Below are 15,859 nucleotides of genomic sequence, written 5' to 3' on the forward strand. Positions count from 1 at the left end.
CTAACTTATGCGTCTAAGCTTATAAAGCGGCGCAAAATGTCCGCGTCTTAGATACTCTTATCAACAACAATTACGCGGTCAAAAATGGCTACAAATCGAGTATGATGTAATGAATGAAAATTGATAAAAGTTTGAGGTTTACATGAATGTAGTTATTCAACCGCATGGTTTACAAGGTACCGTAAGTGCAATAGCGTCTAAGTCGATGGCACACAGACTTCTTATTTTAGCTGCCTCAACGTCTGCGATTGTAGATATTAATTGCTCAAGTACCTCGGATGATATACAAGCAACCATTGAGTGCTTAGAAGCGCTTGGTGCATGTATTACTCGCACCACCTTAGGATATCGTGTGCGCGGCATGTTTTTTGCAAGTCAAAGCTCTCTCGCAGATACCAAAGCTGCATTCACAGATAACTCAAGCGCAACAGGTGATACCCCAGTCATCCTCAATTGTGGCGAATCAGGTTCAACACTTAGGTTTATGCTTCCCGTAGTTGCTGCACTTGGAAAACATGCATATCTTGTTGGTCAAGGAAGACTAGCTACGCGCCCCCTTGAGCCTTTGTATTCTGAACTTTGTGCTCATGGGTGCTTCTTATCCGAGCAAGGAGCGTTTCCCTTAGAAATAAAAGGAAAGCTCTCAGGCGGTGTGTTTCATATACCAGGTAACGTTTCGTCACAATATATAAGCGGACTCTTACTGGCAGCAGGAATTGCACACCTTCATCTAGAAATTATCGTTTCAAAGCCGTTTGAGTCAAAATCATATGTAAAGATGACAATCGATGCGCTTCAACAGTTTGGAATCAACGTAGCACAAACGCAAGAATATGATGACCAAGGTCAGGAGTTTATACGTTTTAGCGTAGATGAACAAACACTGTCCTTGCCACGCCAGTCTTTAACCGTTGAAGGCGATTGGTCGGGCGCGGGCTTTTGGTTATGTGCAGCAGCTTTGGGTAATCCTTTGCGCATGAGTGGACTTTCGCTTACATCTTCACAAGGTGATAAAGCAATTCTGGCGTGTTTGGCGGCTTTTGGTGCGCGTACACAAAAAACTGCATCGTATATCGAAGTTGGATCAAAGGCGCTTAGACCCGCAACACTTCCGCTGGACGATATAGTTGATTTAGCACCACCTTTAGCAGCGCTTGCATGTTTTGCAAACGGCACTACCAAACTTACGCATGCATCACGCTTGCGCCTTAAAGAGTCCGATAGAATTTTAAGCATAACAACAACCCTGCAAAACATGGGTGCAGATATAAGCTCTGACGCTGATACCATCTACATTCATGGCCACGGTATGCTTACAGGAGGCGAAGTTGAGTGTTTTCGCGATCATAGAATTGCAATGATGGCAACTATAGCAGCTGCGTATGCTCAGCACCCCACCACGATACGTGGCGCCGAATGCGTGCGAAAATCATATCCAACCTTTTTTGAGGATTTTGTACATTTAGGCGGATATCTAGAAACAAAGGATGACTAATGCCCTCTCAATTTGGAACAACACTTACTGTTTCGGTATTTGGACAATCACACAGCGAAGCTATCGGATGCGTTATTAACGGCTTTCCTGCTGGTATGAAGCTTGATAGAGAACTTCTTGCCAAGTTTTCCGCACGCAGAAAACCAGGAGCCGCACCTTGGTCAACGCCTCGTCAAGAAGCTGATGAGATACATTTTGTAAGCGGACTTAATAAATCAGATCAAACATGCGGCGCGCCAATATGTGCTTTTATAGCTAATACCAATACGCACGCAAGCGCTTATAAACCACTTGAGCATATCTATCGCCCAGGACACGCCGATTATTCGGCTGATCAAAAATGGAAGGGCGTACAAGATATCTACGGTGGCGGACATTTTTCGGGAAGACTTACTGCTCCTTTATGTATTGCAGGCGCACTAGCAAAGCAATACTTAAGCTCAAAAGGCATACGCGTATATGCTCATATATCATCAATAGGTGATGTATACGATACGAGCTTTTGTGCCTTTGATACCACAGAAAACGGGCAACAGACGCTTGCAAACCAGCTACGCCATTTAGAGGAGCTTCACACGCAAAGCTACCAAACGCACAAGCAACACCTCAGCACGCTCAATGCAGACGCTGCCCAACAAATGCAAGAGCTCATTGAAGCCGCACATCGCGAGAAAGACTCCATTGGTGGAAGTATTGAATGCGTTGTATGTGGGCTACCCAAAGGTGTGGGCTCGCCTATGTTCGACGGTCTTGAGAACATGTATGCACGGGCATTATTTGGCATACCTGCAGTTAAAGGCGTTGAATTTGGAAAAGGATTTGAAGCTTGTACCATGCGCGGCTCTATGCATAACGATGCATATTTTTGGGATGAAACACATGAGCACGTGGTAACACATACTAATTTTGCTGGAGGTATGTTAGGTGGCATAAGCACGGGAAATCCTATATTGGTACACGTAGGCATTAAGCCAACACCTAGTATTGCGCGTCTGCAACATTCGGTAGATACGCAAAGTGGCAAAGACATAGATTTAGAAATCCACGGGCGGCACGATCCCTGTATTGTACCGCGTGCGTGCGTGGTAGTAGAAGCAGTGTGCGCACTGGTAACACTTGACGCTCTTATCAGCTATCCTGCAGGTACGTGCACACCCAACAACAACGCATAGAAGGATCACATGAAGGTAAATGACGATACACTCACTGCACAAAGAGATCAAATTGACGCAATAGATACTAAGCTTGTGCAGCTCATAACACAACGTTTAGACTGTGTACAAGCTATTGCCGCATACAAAAAAGAACACGGCTTAGCTGTACTTGATAACAATCGCGAGCGCCGTGTACTGGAGCGCATTGCCACCATGAGTCCGCAAGAGCTTATCGAGCCCATGCAAACGCTGTTTCAAATAATTATGCACATTGCAAAAATACGTGAGTACTCGCATATGAACTCTGAAACATCAGAGCTTGCGCATATAACCAAGGCAATTCAAAAAAACTCCAACCAATTGTTTCCGTCGTTTGCCCATGTAAGTTGCCAAGGAATTGAAGGAGCTTATCAGCAACTTGCAGCAGATAAGCTGTTTAAGCATGCAACACTTAACTACTATCCACATTTTGAAGATGTGTTTCAATCAATAGAAGACGGCGTATGTACCTATGGAGTAATACCTATAGAAAACAGCTATGCAGGATCAGTTAACCAGGTGTTTGAACTTATGCACCGCTATCAATTTTCAATTGTAAGAACATGCAGGCTTAAAATTGAGCACAATCTTTTGGCAAAACCTGGAAGTACACTTGAACATATTACGCACATCTATAGCCACGAACAAGCACTTGCTCAGTCTTCTCATTTTATTGATACGCTCAAGCATGTTGAAATTCACACGGTAAAAAATACCGCTGTTGCTGCGCAAATGGTGGCATCGTCACCAGATTCAAATTGCGCAGCGCTTGCAAGTAAAAACTGTGCGGAGATTTATGGTTTAGACGTGCTTAAAGAAGATGTTCAAGATAGCAGCAACAACTACACACGCTTTGCGTGTATTGCACGAAATCTCGAAATCTTTCCAGGAGCAGATCGCACATCGCTTATGCTGATAGCGTCGCATAAACCGGGAAGTTTGTACAAAATTCTTGCAACGTTTTATACCTTGGGTATCAATATTATAAAACTGGAAAGTAGACCAATTCCCAACCACGACTTTGAATTTATGTTCTATTTTGATATTTCGTGCTCACCTTTAGCTCCAGAGTTTGCTCGTCTTATGGAAACACTTACGCAGGAATGTGTTGAGGTTCGCTACTTGGGTAGCTATACGGAGGTTATATAATGGCTCAAAATACAACAAAAATTTATGGTCTGTTGGGGCGAACACTTAAACATAGCTGGTCGGATGTAATTCATAAAGAGCTTGGCTCGTATCCGTATACCTATTTTGAAAAAGAACCACATGAAGTTGAAGACTTTATAACTCATGGAAACTGGGATGGTATAAACGTTACCATTCCATATAAACGTGCTGCGTATGAGTATGCAGATAAAGCCGACGAGCTTGCCTGTCGTTTAGGCGTTGCTAATACGCTTGTAAAAAGAGATGGATGCGTTTATGCCTATAACACCGATGTGTATGGTTTTTCGTGGTTACTTGAACATTTTTGTACAACGCAGCTCAAAAGCAGCGTAGAAGACGTCATTGCTCAACGTGACGTCTTGGTATTAGGAGCAGGAGGCGCATCTCAAGCCGTTCAGGAGGCCTTGCGCGCCTATAATGCTTGTATTCATGTAGTAGATCGCGAGGGTGAACTCACGTATCAAACCATGTATGAACGCGTGCCCAACGCAGCGCTTATTGTGGGCGCAACACCTGTTGGTATGTATCCAAACTGCCCTGCTTCGTTGATAGACACGGGTGGACTTGCAAAATTCTCTCAGCTCAAAGGTGTTATCGATGTAGTCTATAATCCCAGCATTACGGGAATTTGCCTTAATGCAGAGCGCCTTCATATCCCCTACCAAACAGGGCTTCCTATGCTGGTAGCACAAGCTGCAAAGTCTTCGGAATACTTCCAAAATACGAGCATAGATACAAAGGTCATTACGCGTATAAGTACCAAGCTTATGCATCAACAAAAAAATATTGCCTTTATTGGTATGCCAGGCGTTGGGAAAACTTCTTGTGCGCGTCGTATGGGTGCTTCTACAGGACGTGAGTTTGTAGACTTAGACGAAGAGTTTGAGCGTCACTACCATATGCGTCCTGCCGATTTTCTCAAATCCTTTGGCGAGCAAGCGTTTAGAGAGAAAGAATCTAAGCTTCTTGAAACCTATGGCAAACAAAGCGGTTTGATTATTTCGTGTGGTGGCGGAATTGTATGTAGAGATAGTAATTACCAATACCTTCACCAAAATTCTGTGATTGTGTATCTCACGCGCCCCTTGACCTCGCTTTCAGTAAAAGATCGTCCATTATCACAAGCAAAGGGATTACAGCAACTTTATGAAGAACGTAAAGAAGCATACGAACGTTGGGCCGATGTTGTGCATAATTGTTTAGGCTCTGCACAAAAAGATGCACAAGCACTGATCAGTCGACTGGATATTGCGTAAAAGCTATATGGGGTTTTCTACATCAAGCTTCGCGCATCCTCTGTGAAGACGTGTGCGCGTAGCATGAACTTTTGCGCTTCTAAAAGACTTAACCTACGTTAAGCCTTTTATTTTGCGCGCTGACGTATAAACATCTTGCTAAGTCAGGCAAACATGAGAAGATTAAACATGAAGTAAGCACCAAGCTTTTCGTGTTCAAACAAACGGGGTATATCGTGACCAATGAAGAAATAGCTGCCTCAATTATTGCGTGTTTAGGTGGCACTGGAAACATTCAAAGTAATGCATTGTGTATGACTCGTCTTCGTATACAAATCATCAAACCTTCATTGGTTGATGAAGCAGGTCTTAACGATATATCAGGCGTTTTAGGAAGCCTCAAACTTGGCGATCACGGCATAGAAATTGTATGTCGGCCAACGCTTGTACAAGCAATTTTTGAGTCTTTCTCTCGCTTGACAGGGCTTTCTAATAATTTTGAGATCCGTACACGCGCACGCGGTGGTGCAACCCTTGATAATTCTGAGGCTCTCAAAGTTCAGATAAGCAATCCTAAAGCATCTGTTCAAAGAACACAGGCACAGCAACTTAAACCTATGCTTCATCAAACCACCTTTGATCCACACCATGTAAACCGTATGACAAGTGAAGCCGAAGAGCTTACTAAACTGTTGCTTGAAAACGATAAAAAAATTTCGCTTAATAAAATTGCACATAGAAAAGCTTTGCATACCCGCAATGTTAGCGATGCAAACGGAAAGCAACACAAGAAAACGCATACAGCGTCTAGTGAAAATGCGAGTAAGCGTGAGCCTAAAGATCATAATGCTTGTGCCGCAGAAGCACTACTTCCCTATCATATTTTAATTTTAAACGGCCCCAACATTAATATGCTTGGCATACGAGAGCCTGCGCTCTATGGGCGTAACTCGTATGAGCAGCTTATTCAGTTGTGCAAACACACGGCAAAAGAGCTTGGCTTTGCGTCGTGTAAATGCTATCAATCTAATCACGAAGGCGATCTTGTAGATATGATTCAGCAGGCGTATGGAAATTATCAAGGTATTGTATTTAACCCTGGTGCCTATACGCACACGTCTATCGCTCTTCTTGACGCGCTTAAAGCCGTAAATATTCCAACAGTTGAGGTGCACATCACAAACATAGACGAGCGTGACGAGTTTCGCAAAATTTCTTATATACGCGCTGCGTGTTTCAAAAGCATTATTGGTGAAGGTATAGACGGCTATAAGCAGGCAATTTGTGCACTTGCAACAAAACTTAGCAGTAATGCCTAGCTAAAATCGTACGTTTAAGAGCACATATCCCAAAATAAAACAGCCGATGACGCAGCAACGTTAAGCGAATCAACGCCATGTTTCATAGGTATCATAACCAGCTGATCACATGCATCGATAACAGGTGTTGAAAGCCCTTTTGATTCGTTGCCAAAACAAAGTGCACAACGCTTATAATGCGAAAAGTCGACATCGTGCACATTTAAAGCGTCCTTGCGTAATGCGGCACCAAAAACCGTATAATCTGCAGATGAAAGGCAAGAAAACACGTCATAAGGCCAGTTAGAATTAGCCTGTATGATTGGCAATCTAAACACCGTTCCCATAGAGGTGCGCACACAACGCCTGTTAAATGGATCGGCGCAGGTGGGCGAACACACCACAGCATCAATACCAAGCGCGCAAGCGTTACGTATAAGCGCACCAAGATTTGACACATCGCATAAGTCTTCCACCACAGCAATACGCGTATAAGAGTGCCAATCAACGGAAGCACTTGACAAAAGCGAAGGCCTGCGTACGCATGCATAATATCCACGACATACATTAAAACCTACAAGCTTAGACAAAAGCTCATGAGATGCAACATATATAGGCACATCGCCAAAAGCCTCAGGCGAGATGCTGCGCTCAAGATTGCTCAGATGCTTATCCCACACAAGCACAGATATGACGTCTACATGCAACTCAAAAACAGTTTGTAGCACTAAAAGTGATTCACAAATAACAAAAGAATCCCCTGGATGAGCAATGTTTTTAAGCTCGCGATTTGAAAGGCTTACATAAGGAGCAAGCTCTTTGGCGTTAAGGTTGGTAACGTGTTGAATATTCATGGTGCATAAACGTAATTCTAAAAGGGAAACTTGCCATTACCAAAAGGATTCTTGGCAGAGCCCATACCACCAAAATTTCCTAAATTGGGCAAAGACCCACCCATGCCTGGTGCACCAAAAGGATTAGCTCCACCAGATGAGACGCCCATCTGACGCATCATATCTTTCATCTGACGCAATCCACGCTTAGCACCTGCGCCACCTTGGGTAAGTTGACGCATTTTGCTCATCATCTTATTCATTTCGCCCCATTGACGAAGCAGCTGGTTAACCTCTTGAACAGTTCTTCCGCTACCTTCTGCAATACGACGTCTACGCTGACCGTTGATAATTTTTGGACGCAGTCTCTCTTGTTTTGTCATCGAATAAATGATTGCTTCGATCTGTTTGATCTGAGTTTCGCCCATGGTATCTCCGGCTTGGCGCAGTGCTTTATCGCCACCAGGAAGCGACGAAATAATCTTTTTAATGCCGCCCATTTTTGAAATCTGATGCATTTGATCAAGCATGTCATTCATGGTAAAACCCTCACGCAGCATGCGTTCAGCTTGCTCGTAATCAGACTTTTGAGCAACCTTTTGAGCTTGTTCGATAATACCAACAACATCGCCCATGCCCAAGATACGTTTTGCCATGCGATCGGGATGAAACACCTCAAGTGATGATGGTTTTTCTCCCATAGAAACAAATTTAATGGGTTTACCAGTTACTTCTCTAACCGATAAGGCGCCACCGCCACGTGCATCACCATCGAGTTTAGACATGATAACGCCGTCAAAATCAAGACGCTTAGAAAACTCTTGAACAACGTTCACAATGTCTTGACCTGCCATAGCGTCTACGACCATCAAAATTTGTTCGGGCTTAACAGCATGTTTAATATCTATGGCTTCTTGCATCATTTCTTCGTCAATTTGCAAACGACCAGCCGTGTCAACAATGACAACGTCTTTAAGATTGTCTATGGCATCTTGAACTGCCTCTTGAGCTACACGTATTGCATTAGCTCCGTCGCCTCTGTACACACGAACGCCAATTTCTTCACCAAGTGTTTGCAATTGGTCGGCTGCGGCCGGACGATGTGTATCACATGCTGCAAGTAAGGGAGCATGACCTTGGCTTTTAAGCAAATAAGCAAGCTTTGCTGCAGCCGTAGTTTTACCTGAACCCTGAAGACCACAAAGCATAATAATATGAGGCGTACGATGAGGTGAAAAGGTGAGTTTTGATTCGGTAGTACCTAAAAGCGCGGTAAGCTCTTCCAAAACAACCGCAACAACATTTTGAGCTGCACTCAACGATTGCAATATATCGGCCGTTAAGCATTTTTCTTTGCATGTTGCAACAAAATCTTTTACAACACGATAGTTAACATCGGCCTCAAGCAATGCCATGCGTATTTCTCTCATAGCATCATTGATATCACGCTCGCTCAACTTGCCTTTACCGCGCAAATGCGCAAACGTTTCTTGTAATCTATCTGAAAGGTTACTAAACACTATTTTTCCCCTTCGCTTGTACCGACTAAAGCAGCGCAAAATTCGTATGGATCAAACCTCTGCAAATCCTCAATCTGCTCGCCAACACCACAACGAACAATAGGCAGCTTAAGATCGTGAGAAATGCGCAGTGCAATGCCACCTTTTGCAGTGCCATCTAACTTAGTAACTATAATACCATCTAAACTCAACGATTCATGAAACTGTTGTGCCTGAACAAGTCCATTTTGGCCACAGGTTGCATCCAACACGAGTACAATTTTTACGGGCATAGAGGCACGTTTGCGCGAGATTGCAACAACTTTTTGGAGTTCTTTCATTAAGTCAATTGAGGTATGGAGCCTCCCTGCTGTATCAATAAGAACCAAATCGGTTGATTGCGCAGCTGCTTCTTCAAGCACATCATAACAAATACTAGCAGGATCGCTCCCTCGTTCGCGCGTTACCACGCGCACGCCTGCGCGCTTACCCCACACATCAAGTTGCTCAATTGCAGCTGCTCTAAAGGTATCAGCTCCACCAATCAAACACGAATGACCCGATTCTTTGCATACAAAGGCAAGTTTTCCAACTGTGGTAGTTTTACCTGCACCGTTAATGCCTACAAATACAATGCAGCCAGGATAGGTTGAAAACATATCGTAATCGATGGTATAAAACTCTTGTGCAAGACGATCAATCAGCGCTTGTTGAATTTGAGCAGCTTGTGTATACCCCTTTTGAGCAGCTAAATCACGAAGATCATCGCAGATACGCGCAGTAAGCTCTGCGCCCACATCCGCCATAACTAAACGATCTTCCAAATCGTCCCAAAAGTCATCATCAACGCAGGCGCCCATATAGAAAATTTCACTCAACGCTTCACGCGAACGAGCAAGTCCTGCTTTTAATCGCTCAGTAAAATTAAACATGTGATTCCCCTCTTACTTGTTAGTATGCGAAATACCCTCGGTCTGCAAAGCCTCACGTAAACGCTGGCTTACCACGTGGCTTACTCCATCGGCATGCATCGAAACACCGTAGAGCACATCCGCTTCCTCCATTGTTCTGCGTTGATGAGAAATCACAATAAGCTGCGTTGTTTTCTTAAGCTCGTCAATGGCATGTAACAGCTTAGAAAGATTTGCGTCATCAAGCGCTGCTTCAATTTCGTCAAATACATAAAATGGAACGGTACGGGTTTTATACACTGCAAACAACAGCGCAAGCGCACACAAGGATTTTTCGCCACCGCTCATAAGCATCATATTGCGAATTTTTTTACCTTGTGGTTGTGCAATTATTTCTAAACCAGCGTCTTGGATAGAATCTTGATCACACAGCTCCAAATGCGCTGATCCACCCGGGAACAAAATGGAAAAAATTTGTACAAAGTTTTGGTTGACCTGCTTAAACGTTTGTAAAAATTGTTCTTTCATTTTGTGTTCAATAGCACGAGTAATTTTTTTGAGCGACTGGCGCGCAGACTCAAGATCTTCAATTTGTGAGCTGATATACTCATAGCGTTTTTTGGTGGCTTCGTAATTCTCGGGCGCAGCCGAATTAATGGGCCCTAAAGTATTAAGCTCGGCTTCAATATGAGCAATCTGACGCTCACACAAACTTCTATCTTGAATATGAGGTAAATCAAGCGCATCGTCTAACGAATAACCAAATTCGGTAATCTGTGTAAGCGCATGTTTAACTTCAACCTCAAGGCGCGTTTGTTCAACACGAAGATTGGACTCCTGCGATTTTGCGTGTTCAAGCTCTGAAGAACTCTTATCAAGGCGAGCGCGTGCTTCAGCAACGGTTTTCTTAAGAGAAGCAGAATCCGCCTCGGCAAGCGTAGCTGAACTTTTAAGCTTTTGCGACCACGCCTGCACAAGCTCGAGTAACTGTTGATAGAGATTATACAGCGGCTCAACGCGATACCTCATACGATCAAGGGTAAACGCACTTTGCTCATACTCGCTTATGGTTTGACTAATAAGCGCAAGGTCTTTATCAATACGCGCGCTGCGTGCATCTCGATGGTTTTTTCGCTCCTGCGCGCGCGCAAGCTTAAGTTTAAGCTCGCTCACCTCTTTTTCAAGACGATTTTCTAAGCGAGATGTTTCGTTACGCAAAGAGACACTTTCCTCATATCTATCATGGAAACTCTCAACTTGGGCGGTAACTTCTTTAAGCTCGCTCGTTTGCTTTTCAAGCTTTTCGCGCGTGAGTTTATCGTCTGATTCAAACGATTGCTGTTTTGTTTTAAGGCGACTCAGCTGCTCTTGAGTAAGTTGCTGATTCTTTTGAATACGTTCGCGCTCACGCGCAAGCGATGACGATTCGCCGCTGAGCTGGGCGGTAGTTTGCCTAAGCGTTGCCACTTCTGTTGAAAGTGCAGATATTCGCTCATCAAGAGAGGAAATTGTGGCAGCACATGCATCTTGCTTAGTTTGGATATCTTTTTCTTGCTCGTTTAACGAACGGATGGTTCGCTTAAGAGCCAGCATTGAGACAGAAACGGTATGAATGAGCGAAACACAACGTCCATCGGCGTATAAACACGAGCCATCTTTTGAAATAAAGGTAAGAGCAGGATATTTTTTGTGCAGCTCATAGGCATGTTGCAAGGTATCGGCAAAAAACACGGTACCCGTAAGCGCAAAAAGTATGCTTTTATACGAAGCATTAACATCCAAAGCGTCAAAAAGCGACGAACCACACGCAGCATACATAGTGCGAATCTTGTCATGCGCTGTTTGTACATCTGTATCGGTGAGTGTGGGCATTGGATACAAAACAAGGCGTCCTTTTTGAGAAGAACACGAGGTCATCATATGTAATGCCGTATTGGTATCTTTGACGATGAGCATAGACAATACGTCAGACAAATAGGCTTCTACAAGCGTTTCGTACTCGGTTGGAACACGACACACATCTAAAAACGTAGCTAGAATATCTGGCGAAAATGTCTTTTTTACATAGCTTAGGCGCTGCGAAGCATGTTGAGCAGCCTCTACTTGTGAGGTCTTAGCAACAAGCTCGCCGCGAATCTTAAAGAGTTTGCGATCAAGCTCTGCCTTTTGCGTAGATGCTGCTGCTTTTTGTGCAGAAGCCTCATCCAATAAATGCTGTTTTTGAGAAAGTTCTTCGGTTTTTTCCTTAAGCTGTGTGCTTGTTGACGTCATTTTTTCATCGAGAGCAGCTTGTGCTTGCTCGTTTTGCTTGATAGTATCTTCTAATTCACCAAGGCGTTCAGAAAAAAGTGCGCGCTCGGTTTGAGTTCGTTTTAAGCGTTCTTCTAAAGTAGCAACAGAAATTTGTAAGGCATCACGCTGGCGCGTAGAGTGCTTTACCTGGTCATTTAAGCTGTTACACGTACGAGAATACTCCATGCGCTTAGATTTTGCTGACGCAAGCTGAGGCTCTTTTTCGGCAAGTGAGCCAAGATAAAACTCAATCTCACCATGAGACTCGGCTTGAGAATCCATCAACTCCTGTTTTTCTTTTAACAAATCCTGCTTGGTGTGTTCTTGCGCGCTCATGTTACGGCGAAGCTCGCTTAAATGCTTCACCATATTTTTGCCCTTCTCTTCAAGCAGGCGCATATCCGAATCCATACGACCAGCAATATCATGAAGACGACGACGTTGTTCACTTAAATCGCCTACAAACAAGCCTTTCTGTTCAAGCAAAACTCTATACGATTCCAGCGACTTTTGTGCCTCTTGTTTTCTAAATTCAAGGAGTTCGACCGATGCATTTGCCTCTTTTAACTCGGATGAAAGCTGCTCATAACGAGCTTTAAGCGCCGACAAATCGTCTACTGCGCACATCGTTTTACTACGCTGTAACACAGAAGTTAACTCACGCGCACGGTTTGCAACGCCCATTTGTTTTTCGAGGGGAAGCAGCTGTTTATGGATCTCACGTTTAACGTCTTTTATCCGATTAAGGTGAGTTGCCATAAGCTCAAGTTTTTTTTCGGCAAGTTTTTTACGCCGCCGATGCTTTGCAATACCTGCGGCTTCTTCAATTAAATCACGGCGATCCTGAGGCTTTGAAACTAAAATAGCATCAAGCTTTCCTTGCGAAATAATAGAATGTGTTTCTTTACCAAGTCCAGAATCGTGCAGAATGTCATTAATATCGCGCAGCCGCGCAGCAGCACCATTGATGAGATATTCGCTTTCGCCCGAACGATACATACGGCGCGTGATAGCAACATCGGCAAAATCAATAGGAAGTGTGTGATCAGAATTATTAAGTACGAGCGTTACCTCGGCAAAACTTACGGCATCACGCTTGGACGAACCTGCAAAGATAACATCTTCCATAGCTTGGGCGCGAAGATTGCGCGGGCCTTGTTCACCTAAAACCCACAGCATGGCATCGGATACGTTCGATTTACCCGATCCATTTGGACCCACCACAACGGTTAAGCCAGGGTCAAAAATCATCTCGGTTTTATCGGCAAAGGACTTAAATCCTTTAAGCGTTAAAGACTTAAGATACACAAGCTACACCTCTCACAACGATCAGTATCTCAAATGTAGCATAACGCTTAAAGCTCGTGCGCGTACAATGGTAAAGCGCATTAAAAAAGGCATATGTTTGTGAACTTGACAAGCTCACAAAAGACGTTATGCCTCATCATCAACGTCGAGCTTATCTAAAGCCGACAGAGCCGCTATACTTTGAGATTCTTTCTTGGACGAGCCAGTGCCCCTACCCATCAATTCACCATCTACAAAGACAGCAGAGGTAAACTGTGGAGCATGGGCTGGTCCTGTTTCGTCCTCAAGCTCATACACTGGTGCAATATGAAAACGCTTTTGGCAAACTTCTTGAAGACGGCTCTTAGGCGAAATAGGATGCTTTGCTAGTTCGGGCACCATGTACGGCGTAAGGGTACGGCGAATAAACTTGACCGTAGGCTCATAACCAGCTTCTAAATAAAGAGCACCAACCAGCGATTCATACACATTTTCCAAGGCGGAAGTAAATCCACGCACGCCCGTACCTTTTTCGGAATCACCAAAGATGATACATTCGCCTATGCCCAATTCCTCGGCAACCATTGAAAGTGTTTTTCCGCTTACGAGCGAAATTTTCATGCGTGTAAGTGCACCTTCATCCATACCAGGAAATTTTTCGAACATATCGGTAGCAACAATAGCTCCCAAAATTGAATCACCTAAAAACTCAAGGCGCTCATACGAAGCAGAAACGGGAAGCCCCTCTACTGCAGAAGGATGTGTAATAGCAGCTTGGATGAGCCTTTTGTTTTCAAAGGTGTACTCAATAATTTGTTCTGCATGTTTAATTCGCGCTTCAACAGACATATAAAGCCTCTTTAGTACCTATTGTGCATTAACAATAGCGTCTACCGCATCGTTTATAGTTTTTATATTTTGTAAAATATCATCATTAAGTGTAGAGCCAAATTCGTCTTCAAAAGCTGTAATAAGCGACAGAAGATCAAATGAATCTGCACCTAAATCCTTAAATTCTGTTTGAGGAGTTAAAGATTGTTTATCAACATCAAGTTCGGTACTGATAATGTTTGTAACCGTCTCAAAAACTTGAGATGAGTCCATATAAATCTCCTTATTACCTGTAAAATACGTACGCTAAAAAAGTTAGTTTAGCAAAGCCTAAAACTATATACGTTATATTTTATAGATAATAACGAGAAAAACATGCTTAAAAGCACGATATACATTTAAGATTCACGGACAAGATCAGAAGCAATTTTGCTGGCAAGATTACTTCTTATTGCATGAGCACATGCAAGTGTTCCATGTTTAATGGCTGCAACCGAAGTTGAACCATGACCTATGAGCACCGGTGCTTTAAGTCCTAAAAGCATAGCGCCACCTTGTTCTTCTCCAGATAAATCAACGGCAATACGTTTAAGTGCACCTTTTGCCAAAGAAAGTCCCACCGCATATCCAATATTTTGAGCAGCTTGGCCTTTAAGCTGCGTATACAAATACTTAACGGTGCCTTCAATCATTTTAAGAACAACATTACCCGTAAAACCATCGGTTACCACAACATCTACCTTGCCTGCCAAGATATCAGAAGATTCGCAATTGCCACTAAACCAAGGGCCTGCCTCAACAAGCGCTTTGTGAGCTGCAATAACAGCTTCGGAGCCTTTTGTTGGCTCGGTACCATTGGACAAAAGCGCCACAGACGGATCCTTGACATGCAAAATATTACGAGCATATGCACGACCCATATAAGCAAACTGTACAAGCGTAGCTGGACGTGCATCGGCATTGGCACCAAGATCAAGAAAAACTGTTTTTTTGCCGCTTAATCCAGGAACTGCATAGGCAATAGCTGGCCGTTTAATAGTACGAATACGACCGATTTCCAAAGTTGCAGCGGTAAAAATTGCACCCGTTGAACCAGCAGAAAAAAATCCCTGTGCACGGCCGTCTTTTACCGCACGGCAACTACACACAATACTGGAATCGCGCTTGGTTCGAACAGCAGTAGCAGGGTGCTCTTCCATACTAATAGTTTGCGTGCAAACCAAAGGCTGCGTACGCGCATGCGTAGCACAAAAAGGCTCTACAACTTCAGGTAATCCTGCAACAAGAACCTGAAGCTCGGGGTCACTGACAAGCGCCTGGTGAATACCTTCGAGAACAACGTCACTAGACTCGTCCCCACCCATTGCATCAACGCAAACTGTAACCATGGTCTACTCCAAACTTTGAGTTACGGTACTTTTCAAACACGCAAATGAGCACTGAACACATAAAAAAGAAAGGCCGATCCGAGTAAGGACCGACCTGCTCATAGGCTTTAGTGCAAAATTACTCGGTAACAACTACTTCGCGATCTTTGTAGTAGCCACAGTTAGAGCAAACGTGATGTGGAAGCTTAACAGCATTGCACTGAGGACATACTGAACGAGCTGCTGCTTCGAGCTTGCTGTTTGCTGAACGACGTGTATGAGTTGCGCCACGACCCTTTTTTTGCTTAGGAACTGCCATCATTAACCTCTCTTAAAACATCATAGCGTCAGGCGAATGAACTCCTGAGCGGCATCTATTAAAAATACGCAAGAATGTACTATACCATGTTTTATATGGTATACGCCTAACATTTCCTTATACCATCAG

Annotated in this window: 13 protein-coding genes; 5 read left to right on the forward strand and 8 right to left on the reverse strand. The window is 43.7% G+C overall.

Going from position 1 to position 15,859, the window contains the following annotated elements; genetic code table 11:
- Positions 1-142: 142 nt before the first annotated feature.
- From aroA to aroQ, 5 genes are all read left to right on the forward strand, one after another.
- Positions 143-1,495, forward strand: coding sequence for a 3-phosphoshikimate 1-carboxyvinyltransferase (gene aroA / locus HMPREF0091_RS04145; protein WP_006303022.1), 1,353 nt, complete (start codon positions 143-145; stop codon positions 1,493-1,495).
- On the forward strand, positions 1,495-2,667 hold the full coding sequence (aroC, locus tag HMPREF0091_RS04150; protein WP_006303023.1) for a chorismate synthase: 1,173 nt from the start codon (positions 1,495-1,497) through the stop codon (positions 2,665-2,667). Before aroA ends, aroC begins: the two co-directional genes overlap by 1 nt.
- Before the next feature lie 9 nt (positions 2,668-2,676).
- Positions 2,677-3,837 (forward strand): bifunctional chorismate mutase/prephenate dehydratase, encoded by a 1,161-nt coding sequence (locus tag HMPREF0091_RS04155; RefSeq protein WP_006303024.1) that lies wholly within the window; start codon positions 2,677-2,679, stop codon positions 3,835-3,837.
- Positions 3,837-5,114 (forward strand): shikimate kinase, encoded by a 1,278-nt coding sequence (locus tag HMPREF0091_RS04160; protein WP_006303025.1) that lies wholly within the window; start codon positions 3,837-3,839, stop codon positions 5,112-5,114. The genes HMPREF0091_RS04155 and HMPREF0091_RS04160 overlap by 1 nt, the downstream gene beginning before the upstream one ends.
- A 215-nt stretch (positions 5,115-5,329) precedes the next feature.
- On the forward strand, positions 5,330-6,412 hold the full coding sequence (gene aroQ / locus HMPREF0091_RS06170) for a type II 3-dehydroquinate dehydratase (RefSeq protein WP_010242253.1): 1,083 nt from the start codon (positions 5,330-5,332) through the stop codon (positions 6,410-6,412).
- 14 nt (positions 6,413-6,426) lie between these two features.
- Here aroQ and HMPREF0091_RS04170 read toward each other — a convergent pair whose 3' ends face one another.
- From HMPREF0091_RS04170 to rpmF, 8 genes are all read right to left on the reverse strand, one after another.
- The gene (locus HMPREF0091_RS04170) at positions 6,427-7,245 is read right to left on the reverse strand and encodes a TrmH family RNA methyltransferase (RefSeq protein WP_006303027.1); all 819 of its coding nucleotides are present in this window, start codon (positions 7,243-7,245) and stop codon (positions 6,427-6,429) included.
- A 17-nt stretch (positions 7,246-7,262) separates the two neighbouring features.
- Positions 7,263-8,744: a signal recognition particle protein gene (ffh, locus tag HMPREF0091_RS04175; protein WP_006303028.1), complete on the reverse strand. Its 1,482-nt coding sequence runs from the start codon at positions 8,742-8,744 to the stop codon at positions 7,263-7,265.
- On the reverse strand, positions 8,744-9,655 hold the full coding sequence (ftsY, locus tag HMPREF0091_RS04180; protein ID WP_006303029.1) for a signal recognition particle-docking protein FtsY: 912 nt from the start codon (positions 9,653-9,655) through the stop codon (positions 8,744-8,746). Before ftsY ends, ffh begins: the two co-directional genes overlap by 1 nt.
- Positions 9,656-9,667: 12 nt before the next feature.
- Positions 9,668-13,234: a chromosome segregation protein SMC gene (gene smc, locus HMPREF0091_RS04185; RefSeq protein ID WP_006303031.1), complete on the reverse strand. Its 3,567-nt coding sequence runs from the start codon at positions 13,232-13,234 to the stop codon at positions 9,668-9,670.
- Between the two features lie 126 nt (positions 13,235-13,360).
- Entirely contained in the window at positions 13,361-14,062 is a 702-nt protein-coding gene (rnc, locus tag HMPREF0091_RS04190; RefSeq protein WP_006303033.1) for a ribonuclease III, read from the reverse strand.
- Between the two features lie 18 nt (positions 14,063-14,080).
- Positions 14,081-14,317 carry an acyl carrier protein gene (locus HMPREF0091_RS04195; RefSeq protein ID WP_006303034.1) on the reverse strand — a complete coding sequence of 79 codons (237 nt, stop codon included), beginning with the start codon at positions 14,315-14,317 and terminating at the stop codon, positions 14,081-14,083.
- Positions 14,318-14,442: 125 nt separating this feature from the next.
- Positions 14,443-15,432: a phosphate acyltransferase PlsX gene (gene plsX, locus HMPREF0091_RS04200; RefSeq protein WP_006303035.1), complete on the reverse strand. Its 990-nt coding sequence runs from the start codon at positions 15,430-15,432 to the stop codon at positions 14,443-14,445.
- Positions 15,433-15,550: 118 nt separating this feature from the next.
- The gene (gene rpmF, locus HMPREF0091_RS04205) at positions 15,551-15,730 is read right to left on the reverse strand and encodes a 50S ribosomal protein L32 (RefSeq protein ID WP_006303036.1); all 180 of its coding nucleotides are present in this window, start codon (positions 15,728-15,730) and stop codon (positions 15,551-15,553) included.
- Between the last annotated feature and the right edge of the window lie 129 nt (positions 15,731-15,859).

It is taken from the genome of Fannyhessea vaginae DSM 15829 (genome assembly GCF_000159235.2).
Classification (GTDB): domain Bacteria; phylum Actinomycetota; class Coriobacteriia; order Coriobacteriales; family Atopobiaceae; genus Fannyhessea; species Fannyhessea vaginae.